We start from the raw sequence: 20,760 nt of genomic DNA, 5'->3' as shown, positions 1-20,760 counted from the left end.
CGGGTGCCAACGATGTACGGTGGATCGTACTTAGGCACCCGTACGTATTGATAGCGAACCTCACTTCGCTTTATCACAAGGAATGATTATGCGTCAGATCATAGCAGCGCTCAGCATGGTATTGAGTTTGCTTATCACACCGGCTTGGGCGGGGCAGTTTAAAGAAGTCGGTGAGTTGGAAGTGCATTACAACACGCTCTCAACCACTTTCTTGACACCCGAAATCGCCCAGCAGTACGACATTACCCGTAGTGGCTATCGAGGCTTGGTCAACATTGCCGTTCTCGATACCATGCAACTGGGAAAACCGGCGGTAGCCGCCGAGATCACCGGGCAAGTAAAAAACTTGGTCGGAAACAGTCGTGAACTGGACTTTACCGAGGTAAGAGAAGGGGACGCGATCTACTACATCGCCACCTTCGCAGCCGATGATGAAGAGACGTATCGCTTCCATATCGACCTTAACGCCGAAGGAAACCGCAATGCGTCTTTTGACTATAATTATACGTTTTACGTCGATGCCCCATAGTCGGGCCATAACCCAATAGGTAACTGTGATGAATAAAGTTGTGTTGGCAACGGGGAACGCAGGCAAAGTAAAAGAAATGGCGGGACTACTCGGCGAATTTGGTTTCGACGTCCTGCCGCAAAGTGACTTTGCCGTTGAAGAAGTTGATGAAACAGGCACCACCTTTATCGAAAATGCCATCATTAAGGCACGTCATGCGGCGAAAGTGACCGGCCTCCCCGCCATCGCCGACGACTCAGGCCTTGAAGTCGATGCCTTAAACGGCGCACCAGGCGTCTACTCTGCGCGCTATGCGGGGGAAACGGCCAGTGATACGGATAATGTCGCTAAACTGTTAGAAGCATTGCATGATACAGGCAATGATGGACGCCAGGCTCGCTTCCATTGCGTATTGGTTTATATGCGTCATGCTAATGACCCAACACCGCTAGTCTGCCACGGGGTGTGGGAAGGGCAAATCGCTCACGCACCGCAAGGGGAAAACGGCTTTGGTTACGATCCGGTCTTTTTACCTGCCGATCAGCAGTGTACCGCAGCAGAAATGCCCGCTTCCGAGAAAAAACAACGCTCTCACCGCGGACAAGCACTCAACGCCCTGTTCCAAGCCCTAAAAGCGTCGCAATAAGCCATGATCCCATTGAGTTTATATGTGCACATCCCTTGGTGTGTACAAAAATGCCCCTATTGCGATTTTAATTCGCATACCCAAAAGGGCGCGATCCCAGAAGAGGATTATATCGATGCGCTGCTTGACGATCTTGATGCCGATCTTACCGCCTACCCTTCAGTCATCACGCGCACACTGCACTCGATCTTTATTGGAGGCGGTACACCAAGCTTGATGTCGCCTTCACAGATAGCTCGCCTATTGGATGGCATCAAAGCACGCCTTCCCGTCAGTAAGAGCATGGAAGTGACCATGGAAGCCAACCCTGGCACCGTGGAAGCCGATAAATTTATCGGTTATCGACAAGCAGGCGTTAACCGGATTTCTATCGGGGTGCAGAGCTTTTCTGCTGATAAGCTCGAACGCTTAGGGCGTATTCATGGCCCTGGCGAGGCAGAGCGTGCGGCCCACCTTGCTCATCAAGCTGGATTAAACAGTTTTAACCTCGATTTAATGCATGGTTTACCTGAGCAATCAGAGCAAGAAGCACTGGGTGACTTGGAAAAAGCCATCGCACTTAAGCCGCCACATCTGTCTTGGTATCAGTTGACCATCGAGCCCAACACCCAGTTTTACTCCAAACCACCGACCCTGCCAGAAGAAGATACCTTGTGGGACATTTTTGATCGCGGCCATCAGCTGCTTACCGACGCTGGCTACGTGCAATACGAGACATCTGCATACAGCTTACCCGATCATCAATGCGCTCATAACCTCAACTACTGGCGCTTTGGCGACTACTTGGGGATTGGTTGCGGCGCCCATGGCAAACTCACCTTACCGAATGGCGATCAGCCTCGCCTGCTTCGGACTGTTAAAGTGAAGCATCCACGCGGCTATCTTGATCCACAAAAGGCCTATCTCACAGATAGCCAGTGGGTGAAACAGACTGATCTCGCGTTTGAGTTCTTCATGAATCGGTTTCGCCTACTCGAGCCTTGTCCGAAAGCCGAGTTTGTTGCCCGCACGGGGTTGCCTCTCGACCACCTTAACCAGCCATTAGCTCAAGCGTATGACCAAGGTCTGCTCGTTGAGTCCGAGACACATTGGCAAGTGACCGCCAAAGGTAAACTCTTCCTCAACGATCTTTTGGCCATTTTTTTAGCTGACTAGTGCAACAAACTGTATGTTAAGGTGCCTATTGTTTAGGCGCCTTTACCTGCCCAGCGGCGGATTGGTCTTTTGACGGCAAGTAAAGCAAGCGCGATTCATTCAACCAGCCTAAGAGGGATACCCTGTGACTTCGTCATTTCGTGTCGAGCCGAAACATTGGACTTTAATCGCCGCGCTGATCATCGCAGCCTATGCGTGCTATTTACTTATTGAGCCCTATATTGGTGCAATTGTACTCGCGTTTATTGTCTCTTTGCTCTTTTTCCCTGTTCATAAACGTATTGAAGATCGCATTGGACAACGCCCAAACACGGCGTCGGTCATATCCTGTGTCTTAATCACCTTTATCATCATCATTCCGCTCACCGTGGTAGCAGGGGCCATTATCGAGCAAGGCGTGAGCTTTTTTACACGCAGTTACGAATGGCTCAACAACGGCGGCGCAAAACAGTTACTCAACAACCCGCAAATACAATCGTCGCTGCATTTTCTCAACCAGTGGCTGCCATTTGATTTAATTGACCCACAAGAAACCGTGAAAAAGCTGGCGGCTTGGATGTCTTCATTCAGTGGCCAAATGCTCGAATTTAGCTCCAAGGTATTAGGTGATGTGACCGACTTTTTTATCACCTTCATGCTGATGTTGTTTGTCCTGTTTTTCTTGCTCCGTGATCACGACAGCATTATCCATACGCTCCGCCACGTGATCCCCTTATCACGAAGCCAAGAAGATCAGTTACTGGATGAAGTAGAGAAGGTCGCCAAGTCTGCCGTGCTTGGGTCCTTTCTTACCGCCTTGGCGCAAGGGGCCGCCGGCGGGCTAGCGATGTGGGCCGTCGGGCTGCCAGCGCTATTTTGGGGGACCATGATGGCGTTCGCTTCCTTTATCCCTGTGGTAGGCACTGCGCTTATCTGGCTGCCAACCGTGCTGTATTTGGTGGCCACGGGCGATTGGCAATGGGCTATTGCCTTACTGATATGGAGTGTTGTGGTGGTCGGCTCCATCGATAATCTACTCCGCCCCTTCCTCATGCAGGGTAACTCGGGGATGAATACCTTGCTTATCTTCTTCTCACTATTAGGTGGGCTTCATCTGTTCGGCTTGATGGGGCTTATCTATGGTCCGATTATCTTTTCGATTACCTTGGTACTCTTTCGGATGTACGAGATCGAATTTGAACGCTTTCTTGACCGACAAGATAACGCGTAGGGGGTTTGATATTGGCCTAGTGCGCGCTTTGTGGGAAAATCCTCGTCTTGGCGCGCCACCCTACCTTCAAACGCGGCCGATAAGTACTTATAACCGGAAAGAGAACCCTCATGACCCTCACGGCACCTAGCGAGATTGCTCAGCGTCACCTCACCTTGTTCGCCAATAAACATGTTCTATTGGCCGGGGAGCTCGAAGATGACTTTGCCCAGCAGCTACTGCCTCATGCCGCACGCGTGTCGGTATTTACGACCCATCATGGCTATGCCACACGAATGGCAAATACTGACATCCATGTACACGCAGGCGCAGAATATACGGATGATAGCGCCGTCGACGTGGTACTTTTCTACTGGCCTAAGTCAAAAGCGGAAGCCGATTTTCTTCTCGCGATGCTCACGCATCGTCTCGGCGCGAATGTCGATTGGATCGTAGTGGGTGAAAACCGCAGTGGCGTCAAAAGCATCGAAAAACGTTTTGCACCGTATGGCCAAGTCATTAAACAAGATTCAGCTCGCCGATGCAGCCTATACCATGGCCAGTGCACATCACCGGCGGCGTCATTTAGCCTGGCAGATTGGTTTCACGACTACCCTCTCCAAGTAGGCAGCCTATCACTCACTGTTCGTGCTTTACCCGGTGTGTTTAGTCACAAAAGCCTTGATGATGGCACGGCCTTATTACTCCAGCACCTGCCCGACATACAAGGCGATGTGATTGATGTCGGCTGTGGCGCGGGCGTTATCGGCACGGTACTGGCTACCCACCCAAGCTGTACGGTCACCTGTGTTGATGTGAGTCATTTAGCGGTCGCATCAACCCAAGCGACGCTCGCGGCCAATGGGCTCAGCGGCTCTGTTTTTGTCTCTGACATGTTAGGGGCCGTCAGTGGACAGCAGTTTGATGCCATTATAAGCAACCCACCTTTCCATGAAGGATTGGAGACATTTTACCATGCCACCGAATCCTTGCTGGAAAACGCACCTCGCTACCTGCGCCGTCACGGCCAATTAGCGATCGTCGCCAACAGCTTCTTACGTTATCCGCCGATTATTGAAAAAGGATTCGGTCAGTGCGATACCCTTGCGAAAACCCGCCGATTTGCCGTTTATCATGCGCGAAAAGCACGCTAGTTGCTGACAACACCATCAATCAATCGAATAACACACTTGTAAGGTTTGATACCTGACAGCAGGTCACAGTTTTGACTGATCGGACGTGTTAGCGTCTACTCTTTCGCGGCTGCCTTTGGGCAGCCGTTTGCGATTCAAGCCCGCGTGATCAGGGAGAGGTATTCACAGCGTGCAAATGGATATAGGTTGCTCTACACGTCTTCAACGCCGCTTTATGTGGTGGTTTTTTAGTCTTAGTATTATCCCTGTGGTGATTTTGACGGGATACTTTACTTGGAGTCAGTCGCAACTGCTGATCGATCAAGCCCATCAACAGCTCGAGAGCGAGCGCGATCGTTACTATGTCACCATCACATCATATTTTAATGACCAAGTGCGCGCGGTAACCAATCTTGCAGCCTCTGATCTAGCAACCAGCAGCGGTGGACGCTTTTATGGCTTTCCTCATGCATTCCAACAACTCGGTGATGATACGCGCCAATCGCAGCGTCGACTCATACCGATCCTTCAACAGTCTCCGAACCAATATGCTGGCGTAACAGCCCAAAAGTATCACCGCTTATATCGTCGCTTTCATCACCAATTTCAATCTTGGTTAGCAAGATACGCGTTCAACAATCTCGCGATGTTTGATTTAAACCAAAACCTCGTATACACCGTCAAAGCCCACCCCATGACACAGGACAACCCATCACTGAAAAATGCGATCAAGCAATTGATGAATATGCCTGCCCAGCAGCGCCCTAAATGGATGCGCACTGCCTTTGAGCCACATGGCTCACGCACCATGCAAGCTTGGTATCTGGTCCCCATACTTAAAAGCGGCCATATGCAAAGCGTCCTTGCTATTAGCACCACAACCGATAACTTGTCTGCGACACTTCGCCAACGGCAGCAACCAGAGTCGGGGCTGTGGCTGATTAATCAAAATCATCAATCGTTACTCAACAGTTGGGTGCCTCACACTGATCAAGCTAGGCCCTCGATCTTGCCATCAAAGCACGCCATCGATGCCGCTTTCCATGGCCAACAAGGGGTCATGTCTCCAAGCCAATATACACTCATGCCTCAACTCACGGCGTATCGACCCGTCAATGTGGCGGGGGCGTCTTGGGCGTTGATCACTTGTACACCTCAAAAACGTGCCTATCAGCCTCTGCGCCACTTGTATGCGATCAGTGCGACACTCGTGATCGTCGTTATTGTTTTATTAGTCTGTGTTGGGCATTGGCTATCTCACCGCCTGACACTGCCTATCTTACAACTGACTTGGTGCGCCGAGCAGTTTGCCGCAGGTGAACTGGACTATCCGGTCACCCATCGCCAGCGAAAAGATGAAATTGGTCGCCTTGCAAGCGCACTCTCCCACTTGAAACACAGCTTGAGAGCGACGTATTTTTCTCCATCAAGCACAATTAACGATAAAGAGACACAAGCGCATCAGCCGGAGAGTATTCATCGTCGCTTAGTGGATGCGATGAACTTGGCTCTGGCCGCTTGGGGTGGGGATAAAATCGGGCTAGCAGAAAAAAGTGGCTTATGGCGTGTTTACCAGGATAAAGGTAGCTTTCAAACAAGAACCTTGGATAAGTACCTGCACGTAGAAACCGTCCCAAAAACACCACGTTGGCGAAATGTAGTGCGCACGCTCGACTTTGTTCTCAAGCATACGAGTGAGCAATCACCACACTATCAGACATTAAAACAGGCACAATTAGATATCCAGCACTGGGTCAGCCAAGACAAAGGCCAGCGTTAAGATTGTCATCGCACAGGCACCGCCTTATAGTGTTTGAAACTCTTTATCATTAGGTTTCGATGACGCTTTCTCTTCCTCAACTGCGGGTGTTTTTAACCATCGTGCAAGAGGGCACCATCACCGCCGCCGCCAAGAAACTGTTTCTCAGTAAACCGGCAGTCAGTATGGCACTCGCCGAGTTAGAAAGTCAGCTCGGTTACCCCTTGTTTGATCGACGCGGCAATCGGCTTCACCTCAATGACCAAGGGATAGCGCTTATCCCTAAAGCAGATGAACTACTCACCCGCAGCGACGAAATCAGTGCCACACTAAAAGACGATAGCCAACTGATTGGTTGGTTGCGACTAGGTGGAAGCGATACGGTGGGTAACCAGCTTTTACCTACACTGATTAGTGATTTTCGGCATGCGACGTGTCATCAACAACAAACATTGGTGATTGCCAACAGCCAAGAAATCATCGCTCGCCTTCAACACTTCGAGCTGGATATTGGGTTGATAGAGGGTGAAATACTGCATCCCGATTTACTGCAAACGCCATGGTTAAGCGATCAGATGGCGGTGGTTTGTCACCCTAATCACCCACTTGTGAGTCACGCACCGTTAAGTGTGGGCGATCTCGACAATCAAACTTGGCTGATCCGCGAATCTGGCTCGGGCACCCGTGAGCACTTTCTCTCACGCCTTGCTCCTCGCTTCGAGCGCTGGCACCTTTCTTTCGAGCTCAATACCACAGAAGCGATTTTAAATGCTGCAAGTGCCGGGTTAGGCTTGGCGTACCTGTCTAAGCTCTCCGCTCAACACGCCATTGCCGATGGTCGAGTGGTTGCCCTCGAACTCCCTTTGCTATTATCCCGGCGCTATTGGCTTGTGCGCCACAAAGATAAATACCAGTCAGGCCTACTCACCCGCTTCTGGGATTTCTGCTTACACTGGCAACCTCAACCCCATTCTTCTACTTAACCAGCAATCACCACGCGACAGATACAAAAAAGCCCCGACCGTGAGGTCAGGGCTTGCTGTTTTTTCATCAAAGTCTTACGTCAATCTGCTTTGATTGMTTAAATCYGTTTTTGCCTTCAGATTTTTCCAAAAATCTGAAAACAAGAAAGCAAGCCTGGCGATGTCCTACTCTCACATGGGGAGACCCCACACTACCATCGGCGCTGCTTCGTTTCACTACTGAGWTCGGCATGGAGTCAGGTGGGTCCAAAGCGCAATCTAGAAAGCTGTTCGTTCTCGCCACAATCAACTGGCTTTATTCGAGTCCAACCCAAAACCTCTTGGGTGTTGTATGGTTAAGCCTCACGGGCAATTAGTACAGGTTAGCTCAACGCCTCACAGCGCTTACACACCCTGCCTATCAACGTTCTAGTCTAGAACAACCCTTTAGAGAGCTCGAAGCTCTAGGGATGACTCATCTCGGGGCCAGCTTCGCGCTTAGATGCTTTCAGCGCTTATCTGTGCCGAACTTAGCTACCGGGCAATGCGTCTGGCGACACAACCCGAACACCAGCGGTTCGTCCACTCCGGTCCTCTCGTACTAGGAGCAGCTCCCCTCAATCATCCAACGCCCACGGCAGATAGGGACCGAACTGTCTCACGACGTTCTAAACCCAGCTCGCGTACCACTTTAAATGGCGAACAGCCATACCCTTGGGACCGACTTCAGCCCCAGGATGTGATGAGCCGACATCGAGGTGCCAAACACCGCCGTCGATATGAACTCTTGGGCGGTATCAGCCTGTTATCCCCGGAGTACCTTTTATCCGTTGAGCGATGGCCCTTCCATTCAGAACCACCGGATCACTATGACCTACTTTCGTACCTGCTCGAGCCGTCACTCTCGCAGTTAAGCGGGCTTATGCCATTGCACTAACCTCACGATGTCCGACCGTGATTAGCCCACCTTCGTGCTCCTCCGTTACGCTTTGGGAGGAGACCGCCCCAGTCAAACTACCCACCAGGCACTGTCCTCACCCCGGATAACGGGGCTAAGTTAGAACATCAAACATACAAGGGTGGTATTTCAAGGATGGCTCCACAGCAACTGGCGTCGCCGCTTCAAAGCCTCCCACCTATCCTACACATGTAGGCTCAATGTTCAGTGCCAAGCTGTAGTAAAGGTTCACGGGGTCTTTCCGTCTAGCCGCGGGTACACAGCATCTTCACTGCGATTTCAATTTCACTGAGTCTCGGGTGGAGACAGCGTGGCCATCATTACGCCATTCGTGCAGGTCGGAACTTACCCGACAAGGAATTTCGCTACCTTAGGACCGTTATAGTTACGGCCGCCGTTTACCGGGGCTTCAATCAATGGCTTCTCTTGCGATAACCACATCAATTAACCTTCCGGCACCGGGCAGGCGTCACACCGTATACGTCATCTTTCGATTTTGCACAGTGCTGTGTTTTTAATAAACAGTTGCAGCCACCTGGTATCTGCGACTGCCCATAGCTCCATCCGCAAGGGACTTCACCGCGGGCAGCGTACCTTCTCCCGAAGTTACGGTACCATTTTGCCTAGTTCCTTCACCCGAGTTCTCTCAAGCGCCTTGGTATTCTCTACCCGACCACCTGTGTCGGTTTGGAGTACGGTTGCTACTTACCTGAAGCTTAGAGGCTTTTCCCGGAAGCATGGCATCAATGACTTCACCACCTTGGTGGCTCGACATCGTGTCTCGGCCTTGATTTCCCGGATTTGCCTAAKAAATCAGCCTACGCACTTGAACCTGGACAACCATCGCCAGGCCCACCTAGCCTTCTCCGTCCCCCCATCGCAGTAAGCAGCAGTACGGGAATATTAACCCGTTTCCCATCGACTACGCCTTTCGGCCTCGCCTTAGGGGCCGACTTACCCTGCCCCGATTAACGTTGGACAGGAACCCTTGGTCTTCCGGCGAGGAGGTTTTTCACCCCCTTTATCGTTACTCATGTCAGCATTCGCACTTGTGATACCTCCAGCATGCCTCTCAGCACACCTTCAACAGCTTACACAACGCTCCCCTACCCAATATCCATAAGGACATTGCCGCAGCTTCGGTGTATCGCTTAGCCCCGTTACATCTTCCGCGCAGGYCGACTCGACCAGTGAGCTATTACGCTTTCTTTAAATGATGGCTGCTTCTAAGCCAACATCCTGGCTGTCTGAGCCTTCCCACATCGTTTCCCACTTAGCGATAACTTGGGGACCTTAGCTGGCGGTCTGGGTTGTTTCCCTCTCCACGACGGACGTTAGCACCCGCCGTGTGTCTCCCGGATAGTACTTACTGGTATTCGGAGTTTGCAAAGGGTTGGTAAGTCGGGATGACCCCCTAGCCTTAACAGTGCTCTACCCCCAGTAGTATTCGTCCGAGGCGCTACCTAAATAGCTTTCGGGGAGAACCAGCTATCTCCGAGTTTGATTGGCCTTTCACCCCTAGCCACAGGTCATCTCCTAACTTTTCAACGTTAGTGAGTTCGGTCCTCCAGTTGATGTTACTCAACCTTCAACCTGCCCATGGCTAGATCACTCGGTTTCGGGTCTAATGCTAGCAACTACTCGCCCAGTTAAGACTCGGTTTCCCTACGGCTCCCCTATGCGGTTAACCTTGCTACTAACATTAAGTCGCTGACCCATTATACAAAAGGTACGCGGTCACCCCACGAAGAGGCTCCCACTGCTTGTACGTAGACGGTTTCAGGTTCTATTTCACTCCCCTCACAGGGGTTCTTTTCGCCTTTCCCTCACGGTACTGGTTCACTATCGGTCAGTCAGGAGTATTTAGCCTTGGAGGATGGTCCCCCCATGTTCAGACAAGATATCACGTGTCCCGTCCTACTCGWTTTCACGYCTAAGGCGCCGTCGGTTACGGGGCTATCACCCTTTATTGCCAGGTTTTCCAACCTGTTCACCTAACGCCTAAGCCGCTTAAGGGCTGCTCCGGGTTCGCTCGCCGCTACTGCCGGAATCTCAATTGATTTCTTTTCCTTCGGGTANTCCCCCCATGTTCAGACAAGATATCACGTGTCCCGTCCTACTCGWTTTCACGYCTAAGGCGCCGTCGGTTACGGGGCTATCACCCTTTATTGCCAGGTTTTCCAACCTGTTCACCTAACGCCTAAGCCGCTTAAGGGCTGCTCCGGGTTCGCTCGCCGCTACTGCCGGAATCTCAATTGATTTCTTTTCCTTCGGGTASTTAGATGTTTCAGTTCCCCGAGTTCGCCTCTTAGCGCTATGTATTCACRCTAAGATACCTGCTTATGCAGGTGGGTTTCCCCATTCGGACATCGATGGCTCAAATGCTTCTTACCAGCTCACCATCGCTTTTCGCAGGTTAGYACGTCCTTCATCGCCTCTGACTGCCAAGGCATCCACCGTCTACGCTTARTCACTTAACCATACAACCCCAAGAGGTTTTATTTACGGCGAGATTGTCTAAAAAAGAAATCTGCGTCGCAAAACCACTCAGTGTTGAATCATCAACCAATTAAGGTTTTGTTTTTGCCGGACTCAAAATAGAGACTTTGCTTATCACTAAGACAAAGCCCAAGCACACTTGATTGTGTGAGTGACATTTCTGTCACTGATTGAGAACTTTACTGTCATTCTTTAAGAATGACTTGTCAGCTTTCCAGATTGTTAAAGAGCATGTGTGTTTATCAATACGATAAACCACTTTTTAAAGACACTTATCAYCATAAATGCGCTTAAAAAGTGGTGGAGCTAAGCAGGATCGAACTGCTGACCTCCTGCGTGCAAGGCAGGCGCTCTCCCAGCTGAGCTATAGCCCCATCATAATTCCTTAGATGCTGGTGCCAATTTCTTTTGAGGCAAGGCAGTGTATTTCGACGTTTAGTTCGCTAAACGAGGAATGCACTAACGYAGYATCAGRAGAAATTGGTGGGTCTGAGTGGACTTGAACCACCGACCTCACCCTTATCAGGGGTGCGCTCTAACCACCTGAGCTACAGACCCATCTAAGGTACGAGCCTTTCACTAAGGCATTCGTATCTCTTTGACTTTCAACCTATACAATCTGTGTGAACACTCGCAAAAATAGCGTCAGTAAGGAGGTGATCCAGCCCCAGGTTCCCCTAGGGCTACCTTGTTACGACTTCACCCCAGTCATGAACCACACCGTGGTAAACGCCCTCCCGAAGGTTAAGCTATCTACTTCTGGTGCAGCCCACTCCCATGGTGTGACGGGCGGTGTGTACAAGAATAGCGTCAGTAAGGAGGTGATCCAGCCCCAGGTTCCCCTAGGGCTACCTTGTTACGACTTCACCCCAGTCATGAACCACACCGTGGTAAACGCCCTCCCGAAGGTTAAGCTATCTACTTCTGGTGCAGCCCACTCCCATGGTGTGACGGGCGGTGTGTACAAGGCCCGGGAACGTATTCACCGTGGCATTCTGATCCACGATTACTAGCGATTCCGACTTCATGGAGTCGAGTTGCAGACTCCAATCCGGACTACGACAAACTTTAAGGGATTCGCTCCACTTCGCAGCTTCGCTGCCCTCTGTATCTGCCATTGTAGCACGTGTGTAGCCCTACTCGTAAGGGCCATGATGACTTGACGTCGTCCCCACCTTCCTCCGGTTTATCACCGGCAGTCTCCCTGGAGTTCCCACCNGACTTCATGGAGTCGAGTTGCAGACTCCAATCCGGACTACGACAAACTTTAAGGGATTCGCTCCACTTCGCAGCTTCGCTGCCCTCTGTATCTGCCATTGTAGCACGTGTGTAGCCCTACTCGTAAGGGCCATGATGACTTGACGTCGTCCCCACCTTCCTCCGGTTTATCACCGGCAGTCTCCCTGGAGTTCCCACCWTTACGTGCTGGCAAACAAGGATAAGGGTTGCGCTCGTTGCGGGACTTAACCCAACATTTCACAACACGAGCTGACGACAGCCATGCAGCACCTGTCTCAGMGCTCCCGAAGGCACCAATCCATCTCTGGAAAGTTCTCTGGATGTCAAGAGTAGGTAAGGTTCTTCGCGTTGCATCGAATTAAACCACATGCTCCACCGCTTGTGCGGGCCCCCGTCAATTCATTTGAGTTTTAACCTTGCGGCCGTACTCCCCAGGCGGTCTACTTAATGCGTTAGCGCCGAAAGCCAAAGTCTAAACCTCAACCTCCAAGTAGACAGCGTTTACGGCGTGGACTACCAGGGTATCTAATCCTGTTTGCTACCCACGCTTTCGCATCTGAGCGTCAGTCTTTGTCCAGGGGGCCGCCTTCGCCACTGGTATTCCTTCAGATCTCTACGCATTTCACCGCTACACCTGAAATTCTACCCCCCTCTACAAGACTCTAGCCTGCCAGTTTCAAATGCGGTTCCGAGGTTGAGCCCCGGGCTTTCACATCTGACTTAACAAACCGCCTGCATGCGCTTTACGCCCAGTAATTCCGATTAACGCTCGCACCCTCCGTATTACCGCGGCTGCTGGCACGGAGTTAGCCGGTGCTTCTTCTGCAGCTAACGTCAAGCMRTGCACKTATTAAGTACACCACCTTCCTCACTGCTGAAAGTGCTTTACAACCCGAAGGCCTTCTTCACACACGCGGCATGGCTGCATCAGGGTCTCCCCCATTGTGCAATATTCCCCACTGCTGCCTCCCGTAGGAGTCTGGGCCGTGTCTCAGTCCCAGTGTGGCTGATCATCCTCTCAAACCAGCTAAGGATCGTCGCCTTGGTAAGCCATTACCTTACCAACTAGCTAATCCTAACTGGGCCCATCCCAACGCGATAGCTTACATGTAGAGGCCACCTTTGGTCCGTAGACATTATGCGGTATTAGCCGTCGTTTCCAACGGTTATCCCCCTCGTCAGGGCAGGTTCCCAGCCGTTACTCACCCGTCCGCCGCTCGACGTCCAGNAGGATCGTCGCCTTGGTAAGCCATTACCTTACCAACTAGCTAATCCTAACTGGGCCCATCCCAACGCGATAGCTTACATGTAGAGGCCACCTTTGGTCCGTAGACATTATGCGGTATTAGCCGTCGTTTCCAACGGTTATCCCCCTCGTCAGGGCAGGTTCCCAGCCGTTACTCACCCGTCCGCCGCTCGACGTCCAGYAAATCCACCGAAGCTTCAATRCTGCCGTTTCCGCTCGACTTGCATGTGTTAGGCCTGCCGCCAGCGTTCAATCTGAGCCATGATCAAACTCTTCAATTTAAGTTTGGTGTTTCCGTAGAAACTGCTCAATGAATACTGATTACTGTTTATCTCCGAAGAGACAAACGAATTGACTGTGCCGAACAACTATAAAAGTTGTCGTTTGGTCACTCAGTTCATCGAATAAATCTTTTTGTCTATTCTCAACGAGTGCCCACACAGATTGCATAGGTCAAATTGTTAAAGAGCGTTGACTGTGCGAAGCTGCGCTTCACTCGGTCAGGGCTGCGTATCTTACGCGCCTTGCCGTTAAAGTCAAGAAGAAATTTTATCTTTTATTTTCAACCCAACCGGGTGAAACAAAATCTCTTTTTGACTCACCTAACGCGCTGTCTGCGTTAAGTAGGGCGGCATTCTAAAGCGTTTGTGACAAGCGTCAATCATTAATTTTATCTTTTCTTCTAAACGCTCCATTTTTAGACGATCTGCTCTTTTTTAGCCAATAATGCCTGTTTCTACTCTCTAAGCACCAAAAGTTACTATTTCGCGACTCGCTTTTATCCGCAGCACCTCTCCACCTTAGTTAAACGGAGAGTGAGGCTATACGCGACAAGCATGGGCCGTTTTTACAACGCAATGGTGAAGGGCCGGATAAAGAAAAAGCCAGGCAAATTGCCTGGCTTTTCTGGGTGCTGCTTATAAGTGAAAAAACTTACTCTGCAGCTTGCTCAGCGTCTTGCTCTGGGCGATCAACGAGCTCGATGTAAGCCATTGGGGCTTTATCACCTGAGCGAACACCGCACTTAAGAATGCGAGTGTAACCGCCTGCACGTGAAGCAAAACGTGGGCCAAGTTCATTAAACAGTTTCGCTACGACTTCGTCGTTACGAGTACGAGCGAATGCTACACGACGGTTAGCAACACTGTCGTTTTTAGCTAAGGTAATCAACGGTTCAATGACGCGACGCAGCTCTTTTGCCTTCGGCAAAGTTGTTTTGATAACTTCGTGAGTTACCAGCGAGCTAGCCATGTTGCTGAACATCGCTTTACGATGGCTGCTGTTGCGATTGAGTTGACGACCACTCTTACGATGGCGCATGACCTAATCCTTCTAACTAAATAATCAGTCTCTGATTAATCTTCAGCAATTGATGCTGGCGGCCAGTTTTCTAGGCGCATACCCAGAGACAGACCACGTGATGCCAGCACGTCTTTAATTTCAGTCAAAGACTTCTTACCAAGGTTTGGCGTTTTTAGAAGCTCAACCTCGGTACGCTGTACCAGATCACCGATATAGTGAATCGCTTCTGCTTTCAGACAGTTAGCAGAGCGAACAGTTAGTTCAAGATCGTCTACAGGACGCAGTAGGATCGGATCGAACTCTGGCTTCTCTTCTTTTTCCTCAGGGACACGTACATCGCGCAGGTCAACAAACGCATCTAGCTGTTCTGCTAGGATGGTTGCAGCTCGGCGAATCGCTTCCTCAGGATCCAGTGTACCGTTAGTTTCCATATCGATGACCAGCTTGTCGAGGTCAGTACGCTGTTCGACACGCGCTGCTTCCACTTTGTAAGCAATACGGTCTACTGGGCTGAACGTTGCGTCAACAAGTAGGCGACCGATTGGACGCTCATCGTCTTCGCTGTCGATACGCGCAGACGCTGGTACATAGCCACGACCACGCTCTACCTTGATACGCATGCTAATTTCAGCGTTTGCATCAGTCAGGTGGCAGATAACGTGTTCTGGGTTCGCAATCTCAACACCACCATCATGGGTGATGTCGCCTGCAACAACAGGGCCTGCACCAGACTTGGTCAGAGTAAGGATAACTTCATCTTTACCCTCAACCTTAACGGCTAGGCCTTTAAGGTTAAGTAGGATTTCCAGGATGTCTTCCTGAACCCCTTCTTTGGTGCTGTACTCGTGCAATACGCCGTCAATTTCAACTTCCGTCACCGCACAGCCTGGCATAGATGAAAGTAGGATACGACGTAGCGCATTCCCCAGAGTATGGCCAAAGCCACGCTCTAGAGGTTCAAGAGTTACTTTTGCGTGCGTCGAGCTAACTTGTTCAATATCAACTAAACGCGGCTTAAGAAATTCTGTTACAGAACCCTGCATTATGTCCTCTCTTTAGTTCAGCTTTACTTAGAGTAAAGCTCGACGATCAGGTGTTCGTTGATGTCAGCAGACAAATCAGAACGCTCTGGTAGGCGCTTGAATGTGCCTTCCATCTTCTTGCTGTCTACTTCGATCCAAGTTGGCAGTTCGCGCTGAGCGGCAACTTCTAGAGCTGCTTTGATGCGCGCCTGGTTCTTAGCTTTCTCGCGAATGCTAATCACGTCGTTTGCCGAAACCTTGAAAGAAGGTACGTTAACTACTTTGCCGTTAACTAGGATCGCTTTGTGGCTTACCAGCTGACGTGATTCAGCGCGTGTTGCGCCAAAGCCCATGCGGTAAACTACGTTGTCTAGGCGACCTTCAAGAAGCTGAAGCAGGTTCTCACCTGTATTACCCTTGATGCGGGCAGCGTCTTTGTAGTAGTTACGGAACTGCTTTTCCATTACGCCGTACATACGACGTACTTTTTGCTTCTCACGAAGCTGAACGCCATAGTCAGACAGACGGCCGCGACGCTGACCGTGAACGCCTGGGACGTTATCGATTTTACACTTGGTATCAATCGCGCGTACGCCTGACTTAAGGAATAAGTCAGTGCCTTCGCGACGGCTAAGCTTCAGCTTAGGACCCAAATATCTTGCCATGATCTTTCTCCAATATTCTAAGAAACAGCGCTAGTGCGTATTAAACGCGGCGTTTCTTAGGTGGACGACAACCGTTATGCGGGATTGGCGTCGCATCAACAATGTTAGTGATGCGGAAGCCCGCTGCGTTCAAGGCACGAATAGTAGACTCGCGACCTGGACCTGGACCTTTAACCATCACTTCGAGGTTTTTCAGGCCGTACTCTTTCGCCATTTCACCACAACGCTCTGCAGCAACCTGCGCAGCGTATGGAGTTGACTTACGAGAGCCACGGAAACCTGAACCACCGGCGGTCGCCCATGCCAGAGCGTTGCCTTGACGGTCAGAAATCGTCACGATTGTGTTATTGAAAGACGCATGAATGTGCGCGACGCCATCAGCGACTTGCTTGCGTACGCGTTTGCGTGCACGAGTTGCTTGTTTAGCCATAGTACTTATCTACCCCGATTATTTCTTGATCGGCTTGCGCGGACCCTTACGGGTACGAGCATTGGTCTTCGTACGCTGACCACGTAGTGGCAAGCTGCGACGATGACGAATACCGCGGTTACAACCAAGGTCCATAAGACGCTTGATGTTCATGGAAATTTCACGACGTAGATCGCCTTCTACGGTGTACTTAGCGACACCGTCACGCAATTGGTCGATCTGTTCTTCTGATAGTTCACTGATCTTAGTGCTTTCAGCAATACCTGCATCAGCTAAAATAGCTTGAGAGGTGGTTTTGCCGACGCCGTAAATCGCAGTCAATGCGATAACAGCATGCTTTTGATCAGGAATGTTAATGCCTGCTATACGGGCCACTATTCACTCCTAGTACTTTTCAAGTAGAACCGCTGCAGAGCCCGTCGAGGATACGCAGCGGCATAACCACTTCTTTTGCACATACAAAAGGTGGGCTGGCTAATGTAGCCAGCCTGACCTCATTTTGCAAGAAAAATATTCTGCTATTAGCCTTGGCGTTGCTTGTGCTTTGGCTCACTGCAGATCACACGAACGGTACCGTTACGCTTGATCACTTTACAGTTACGGCAGATTTTCTTAACGGAAGCACGAACTTTCATTGCTAAACTCCGTAAATAGACAACCTATTAGCGGCCGTAGCCTTTTAGGTTGGCTTTTTTCAACACGGACTCATATTGTTGAGACATCAAATGAGTCTGAACTTGAGCCATAAAGTCCATGATTACGACTACTACGATAAGTAGTGATGTACCACCAAAGTAGAAGTGGACATCCCACGCAATCATCATGAACTCGGGGATCAGACAGATAAAGGTAATATACATGGCACCAGCAAGGGTTAACCGTGTCATTACTTTATCAATGTATTTAGCAGTCTGCTCACCCGGGCGAATACCAGGTACGAACGCTCCTGACTTCTTCAAATTATCTGCTGTTTCTCGCGGGTTGAAAACCAACGCCGTGTAGAAAAAGCAGAAGAAGATAATCGCTGCCGCATAAAGTATTACATACGCTGGTTGTCCCGGACTCAGTGCCAATGACACATCGGTTAACCAACTTGTCTGATCACCCTTACCAAACCAGTTAGCAAGCGTGCCAGGGAACAAAATAATACTTGATGCAAAAATCGCTGGAATAACGCCTGCCATGTTGATCTTAAGAGGCAGGTGCGTGCTTTGCGCTGCAAAAACACGACGACCTTGCTGCCGCTTGGCGTAGTTAACAACGATACGACGTTGACCACGCTCCATGAAGACCACAAAGTAGACGACCGCCAATACGATCACTGCGATACCTAGCAAGAGAAGCGGAGACATGTCGCCTTGACGCGCTTGCTCTATTGTCTGTCCAATTGCGGGTGGCAGACCCGCGACAATCCCGGTGAAGATAATCAACGAAATGCCGTTACCAATGCCGCGTTCAGTAATTTGCTCACCTAACCACATTAAGAACATGGTACCTGTGACCAAACTCACTACCGCAGTAAAGTAAAATGCAGGACCTGGATTAATCACCAGACCTGGCATCATACTCGGTAACCCGGTCGCGATTCCAATTGCTTGGAAGGTTGCCAACACCAGCGTGCCGTAGCGGGTATACTGACTTATCTTACGACGGCCAGATTCGCCCTCTTTTTTCAACTCCGCTAACGCGGGGTGAACCACTGACAATAGCTGAACAATAATCGATGCCGAGATATACGGCATAATGCCCAGTGCCAGTATCGAAGCACGCTCAAGGGCACCACCAGAGAACATGTTAACCAAGTCAATGATGGTCCCTTGTTGCTGTTCGAACAGATCGGCAAGTACAGCAGCGTCAATACCAGGAATTGGCACAAAAGAGCCGGCACGGAATACCAATAATGCCATAGCTACAAAAAGTAAACGGCTTTTCAGTTCCGCGACTCCGCCTTTTGCACTACTGAAGTTTTGTCCTGGTTGTTTTGCCATCTGTACCTCGTCCTCGAGCTAAATTATTCCTCGATTTTACCGCCTGCAGCTTCGATTGCCGCTTTAGCGCCTTTAGTGACACGAACACCTTTCACAGTCACAGCGCGAGCGATTTCACCAGACAGTACGATTTTCGCCGTACGAGTGTCTTGTGCAACAACATTCGCTGCTTTTAGTGTTTCAAGGCTTACGACGTCACCTTCAACTTTTGCCAGCTCGCCGAGACGAACTTCAGCAGAAGTTAGGCCTTTACGCGAAGTAAAACCGAATTTTGGCAGACGCTGTTTCAAAGGCATTTGACCGCCTTYGAAACCTGGGCGTACTGAACCACCTGAACGTGATTTCTGACCTTTGTGACCACGGCCACCGGTTTTACCCAGGCCTGAACCAATACCACGGCCTACACGCTTCGCAGAAGGCTTTGAGCCTGCAGCCGGAGATAGAGTATTCAAACGCATGTGATTACTCCTCCACTTTAACCATGTAGTTGACTTTGTTGATCATACCGCGCACGCACGGAGTATCTTCAAGTTCAACAGTGTGGTTGATGCGACGTAGGCCCAAGCCACGCAGGGTCGCTTTGTGCTTCGGCAAGCGGCCGATAGCGCTACGAGTCTGAGTTACTTTAATTGTCTTAGCCATGTCGTATTACCCCAGAATTTCGTTGACAGGCATGCCACGTTTCGCAGCAACCATCTCTGGAGACTTCGTACCACCCAGACCATCGATCGTTGCACGAACGATGTTGATTGGGTTGGTCGAACCGTATGCTTTCGCCAGAACGTCTTGAACGCCTGCTACTTCAAGCACGGCACGCATCGCACCACCGGCGATGATACCTGTACCTTCTGATGCTGGCTGCATATACACTTTTGAACCAGTGTGGCGGCCTTTAACAGCGTGGTGCAGTGTACCTTCGTTCAGCGCGATAGTAATCATGTTACGACGCGCCTTTTCCATTGATTTTTGGATCGCAGCCGGTACTTCACGGGCTTTACCGTAACCGAAACCTACGCGACCGTTACCGTCACCTACCACAGTCAGGGCAGTGAAGGTAAAGATGCGACCACCTTTAACCGTTTTAGATACACGGTTTACAGCGATCAGCTTCTCATGCAAATCACTTTGTTGTTTATCGTTAGCCATCTTCCACCTACCTTAGAATTTCAGACCAGCTTCACGGGCAGCATCTGCCAGTGCAGCCACACGGCCGTGGTATTGGAAACCGGAACGGTCAAAAGCAACGGCTTCGATGCCTTTTTCCTTCGCTCGCTCAGCAATGATCTTACCCACGGCTGCAGCGGCGTCTTTGTTACCGGTGCTCTTCACTTGCTCACGGATCGCTTTTTCTACGGTAGAAGCGGCTGCGATAACTTCCGCGCCGTTACCAGCGATAACCTGTGCGTACACATGACGTGGAGTACGGTGTACCACCAGGCGAGTCGCACCCATTTCCGCGATCTTGCGTCGTGCTTTGGTCGCACGACGGATACGAGATGCTTTCTTATCCATAGTGTTACCTTACTTCTTCTTAGCTTCTTTAGTACGCACAGCTTCGTCAGAGTAACGAACGCCTTTGCCTTTGTAAGGCTCTGGCTTGCGGTATGCGCGAATATCAGCAGCCACCTGGCCAACCGCTTGTTTATCAGCACCGCTGATAACAATTTCAGTTTGGCTTGGGCATTCTGCCTTAACACCTTCAGGTAGAGCGTGTTCTACCGGGTGAGAGAAACCAAGTGTCAGGTTAAGTTTGTTACCTGCAACGTTTGCACGGTAACCAACACCTTTCAGGATCAGTTTCTTGGTAAAGCCTTCTGTAACACCAACAACCATGCTGTTAACCAGTGCGCGCGCGGTGCCAGCATGAGCCCATGCTTTAGCGTGCTCCACACTTGGTGCGAAGGTAATGGTGTTCTCTTCTTGGTTTACTGACACCATATCGTGAAGCGTGCGGCTAAGTTCGCCTTTGCTTCCTTTTACAGTGATTTCCTGACCGTTAAGTTTCACCTCTACGCCGGCAGGAACTACGACAGGTGCTTTTGCAACACGAGACATTTCC

Annotated in this window: 19 protein-coding genes, 2 tRNA genes and 3 rRNA genes; 7 read left to right on the top strand and 17 right to left on the bottom strand. The window is 50.5% G+C overall.

What is annotated here, in order from left to right:
- Positions 1–88 precede the first annotated feature (88 nt).
- The 7 genes from BZG20_RS04955 to BZG20_RS04925 all read left to right on the top strand — a co-directional run bounded on the left by BZG20_RS04955 (position 89) and on the right by BZG20_RS04925 (position 7,373).
- Positions 89–529 (top strand): DUF4426 domain-containing protein, encoded by a 441-nt coding sequence (locus tag BZG20_RS04955; RefSeq protein WP_077578285.1) that lies wholly within the window; start codon positions 89–91, stop codon positions 527–529.
- Between the two features lie 28 nt (positions 530–557).
- The gene (locus tag BZG20_RS04950) at positions 558–1,154 is read left to right on the top strand and encodes an XTP/dITP diphosphatase (RefSeq protein WP_077578284.1); all 597 of its coding nucleotides are present in this window, start codon (positions 558–560) and stop codon (positions 1,152–1,154) included.
- A gap of 3 nt (positions 1,155–1,157) precedes the next feature.
- Complete coding sequence (gene hemW, locus BZG20_RS04945; RefSeq protein WP_077578283.1) at positions 1,158–2,309, top strand: radical SAM family heme chaperone HemW; 1,152 nt, start codon at positions 1,158–1,160, stop codon at positions 2,307–2,309.
- Between the two features lie 124 nt (positions 2,310–2,433).
- Positions 2,434–3,519: an AI-2E family transporter gene (locus tag BZG20_RS04940; RefSeq protein WP_046075056.1), complete on the top strand. Its 1,086-nt coding sequence runs from the start codon at positions 2,434–2,436 to the stop codon at positions 3,517–3,519.
- A gap of 110 nt (positions 3,520–3,629) precedes the next feature.
- A complete protein-coding gene (gene rsmC / locus BZG20_RS04935; RefSeq protein WP_077578282.1) occupies positions 3,630–4,652 on the top strand; it encodes a 16S rRNA (guanine(1207)-N(2))-methyltransferase RsmC in 1,023 nt (340 codons plus the stop codon).
- Positions 4,653–4,866: 214 nt separating this feature from the next.
- On the top strand, positions 4,867–6,411 hold the full coding sequence (locus tag BZG20_RS04930) for a HAMP domain-containing protein (protein WP_158010017.1): 1,545 nt from the start codon (positions 4,867–4,869) through the stop codon (positions 6,409–6,411).
- Positions 6,412–6,470: 59 nt separating this feature from the next.
- The gene (locus BZG20_RS04925) at positions 6,471–7,373 is read left to right on the top strand and encodes a LysR substrate-binding domain-containing protein (protein ID WP_077578280.1); all 903 of its coding nucleotides are present in this window, start codon (positions 6,471–6,473) and stop codon (positions 7,371–7,373) included.
- Between the two features lie 163 nt (positions 7,374–7,536).
- On the opposite strand, the gene rrf is transcribed toward BZG20_RS04925, so the two are convergent.
- From rrf to rplF, 17 genes are all read right to left on the bottom strand, one after another.
- A 5S ribosomal RNA gene (gene rrf, locus BZG20_RS04920) occupies positions 7,537–7,631 on the bottom strand.
- A gap of 73 nt (positions 7,632–7,704) precedes the next feature.
- Positions 7,705–10,790 (bottom strand): 23S ribosomal RNA (locus BZG20_RS04915).
- 317 nt (positions 10,791–11,107) lie between these two features.
- Positions 11,108–11,183: transfer RNA gene (locus BZG20_RS04910), tRNA-Ala, on the bottom strand.
- Between the two features lie 107 nt (positions 11,184–11,290).
- Positions 11,291–11,367 (bottom strand) — tRNA-Ile (locus tag BZG20_RS04905).
- A 256-nt stretch (positions 11,368–11,623) separates the two neighbouring features.
- Positions 11,624–13,575, bottom strand: a 16S ribosomal RNA gene (locus tag BZG20_RS04900).
- The 16S, 23S and 5S rRNA genes sit together here with 2 tRNA genes alongside, the layout of an rRNA operon.
- Before the next feature lie 652 nt (positions 13,576–14,227).
- Complete coding sequence (rplQ, locus tag BZG20_RS04895; protein WP_046074810.1) at positions 14,228–14,614, bottom strand: 50S ribosomal protein L17; 387 nt, start codon at positions 14,612–14,614, stop codon at positions 14,228–14,230.
- Between the two features lie 35 nt (positions 14,615–14,649).
- Positions 14,650–15,639 (bottom strand): DNA-directed RNA polymerase subunit alpha, encoded by a 990-nt coding sequence (gene rpoA, locus BZG20_RS04890; RefSeq protein ID WP_077578279.1) that lies wholly within the window; start codon positions 15,637–15,639, stop codon positions 14,650–14,652.
- A 23-nt stretch (positions 15,640–15,662) separates the two neighbouring features.
- Entirely contained in the window at positions 15,663–16,283 is a 621-nt protein-coding gene (gene rpsD, locus BZG20_RS04885) for a 30S ribosomal protein S4 (RefSeq protein ID WP_046074808.1), read from the bottom strand.
- Between the two features lie 40 nt (positions 16,284–16,323).
- The gene (rpsK, locus tag BZG20_RS04880; RefSeq protein WP_021024486.1) at positions 16,324–16,713 is read right to left on the bottom strand and encodes a 30S ribosomal protein S11; all 390 of its coding nucleotides are present in this window, start codon (positions 16,711–16,713) and stop codon (positions 16,324–16,326) included.
- Between the two features lie 18 nt (positions 16,714–16,731).
- Positions 16,732–17,088, bottom strand: a complete 357-nt coding sequence (gene rpsM, locus BZG20_RS04875) for a 30S ribosomal protein S13 (protein ID WP_046074807.1) — start codon at positions 17,086–17,088, stop codon at positions 16,732–16,734.
- 146 nt (positions 17,089–17,234) lie between these two features.
- On the bottom strand, positions 17,235–17,348 hold the full coding sequence (gene rpmJ / locus BZG20_RS04870; RefSeq protein WP_021024484.1) for a 50S ribosomal protein L36: 114 nt from the start codon (positions 17,346–17,348) through the stop codon (positions 17,235–17,237).
- 27 nt (positions 17,349–17,375) lie between these two features.
- The gene (secY, locus tag BZG20_RS04865; protein ID WP_046074806.1) at positions 17,376–18,701 is read right to left on the bottom strand and encodes a preprotein translocase subunit SecY; all 1,326 of its coding nucleotides are present in this window, start codon (positions 18,699–18,701) and stop codon (positions 17,376–17,378) included.
- A gap of 23 nt (positions 18,702–18,724) precedes the next feature.
- A complete protein-coding gene (gene rplO, locus BZG20_RS04860; protein WP_077578278.1) occupies positions 18,725–19,159 on the bottom strand; it encodes a 50S ribosomal protein L15 in 435 nt (144 codons plus the stop codon).
- 4 nt (positions 19,160–19,163) lie between these two features.
- Positions 19,164–19,343 carry a 50S ribosomal protein L30 gene (rpmD, locus tag BZG20_RS04855; protein WP_046074804.1) on the bottom strand — a complete coding sequence of 60 codons (180 nt, stop codon included), beginning with the start codon at positions 19,341–19,343 and terminating at the stop codon, positions 19,164–19,166.
- A 6-nt stretch (positions 19,344–19,349) separates the two neighbouring features.
- Entirely contained in the window at positions 19,350–19,847 is a 498-nt protein-coding gene (rpsE, locus tag BZG20_RS04850) for a 30S ribosomal protein S5 (RefSeq protein ID WP_077578277.1), read from the bottom strand.
- 12 nt (positions 19,848–19,859) lie between these two features.
- Positions 19,860–20,213: a 50S ribosomal protein L18 gene (gene rplR / locus BZG20_RS04845; protein ID WP_021024479.1), complete on the bottom strand. Its 354-nt coding sequence runs from the start codon at positions 20,211–20,213 to the stop codon at positions 19,860–19,862.
- Between the two features lie 9 nt (positions 20,214–20,222).
- The gene (gene rplF / locus BZG20_RS04840; RefSeq protein WP_069362267.1) at positions 20,223–20,756 is read right to left on the bottom strand and encodes a 50S ribosomal protein L6; all 534 of its coding nucleotides are present in this window, start codon (positions 20,754–20,756) and stop codon (positions 20,223–20,225) included.
- Between the last annotated feature and the right edge of the window lie 4 nt (positions 20,757–20,760).

The sequence above is a fragment of the Salinivibrio sp. IB868 genome (genome assembly GCF_001995655.1).
Lineage (GTDB): Bacteria > Pseudomonadota > Gammaproteobacteria > Enterobacterales > Vibrionaceae > Salinivibrio > Salinivibrio siamensis.
The sequence above is the reverse complement of the archived record's forward strand: the minus strand, read 5'-3'. Positions and strand labels throughout refer to the sequence as shown.

Coding starts and splice junctions, on each gene's coding strand:
- BZG20_RS04955 (WP_077578285.1), top strand. CDS start 89: ATGCGTCAGATCATAGCAGCGCTCAGCATGGTATTGAGTTTGCTTATC.
- BZG20_RS04950 (WP_077578284.1), top strand. CDS start 558: ATGAATAAAGTTGTGTTGGCAACGGGGAACGCAGGCAAAGTAAAAGAA.
- hemW (WP_077578283.1), top strand. CDS start 1,158: ATGATCCCATTGAGTTTATATGTGCACATCCCTTGGTGTGTACAAAAA.
- rsmC (WP_077578282.1), top strand. CDS start 3,630: ATGACCCTCACGGCACCTAGCGAGATTGCTCAGCGTCACCTCACCTTG.
- BZG20_RS04930 (WP_158010017.1), top strand. CDS start 4,867: ATGTGGTGGTTTTTTAGTCTTAGTATTATCCCTGTGGTGATTTTGACG.
- BZG20_RS04925 (WP_077578280.1), top strand. CDS start 6,471: ATGACGCTTTCTCTTCCTCAACTGCGGGTGTTTTTAACCATCGTGCAA.
- rplQ (WP_046074810.1), bottom strand. CDS start 14,614: ATGCGCCATCGTAAGAGTGGTCGTCAACTCAATCGCAACAGCAGCCAT.
- rpoA (WP_077578279.1), bottom strand. CDS start 15,639: ATGCAGGGTTCTGTAACAGAATTTCTTAAGCCGCGTTTAGTTGATATT.
- rpsD (WP_046074808.1), bottom strand. CDS start 16,283: ATGGCAAGATATTTGGGTCCTAAGCTGAAGCTTAGCCGTCGCGAAGGC.
- rpsK (WP_021024486.1), bottom strand. CDS start 16,713: ATGGCTAAACAAGCAACTCGTGCACGCAAACGCGTACGCAAGCAAGTC.
- rpmJ (WP_021024484.1), bottom strand. CDS start 17,348: ATGAAAGTTCGTGCTTCCGTTAAGAAAATCTGCCGTAACTGTAAAGTG.
- secY (WP_046074806.1), bottom strand. CDS start 18,701: ATGGCAAAACAACCAGGACAAAACTTCAGTAGTGCAAAAGGCGGAGTC.
- rpmD (WP_046074804.1), bottom strand. CDS start 19,343: ATGGCTAAGACAATTAAAGTAACTCAGACTCGTAGCGCTATCGGCCGC.
- rpsE (WP_077578277.1), bottom strand. CDS start 19,847: ATGGCTAACGATAAACAACAAAGTGATTTGCATGAGAAGCTGATCGCT.
- rplR (WP_021024479.1), bottom strand. CDS start 20,213: ATGGATAAGAAAGCATCTCGTATCCGTCGTGCGACCAAAGCACGACGC.
- rplF (WP_069362267.1), bottom strand. CDS start 20,756: ATGTCTCGTGTTGCAAAAGCACCTGTCGTAGTTCCTGCCGGCGTAGAG.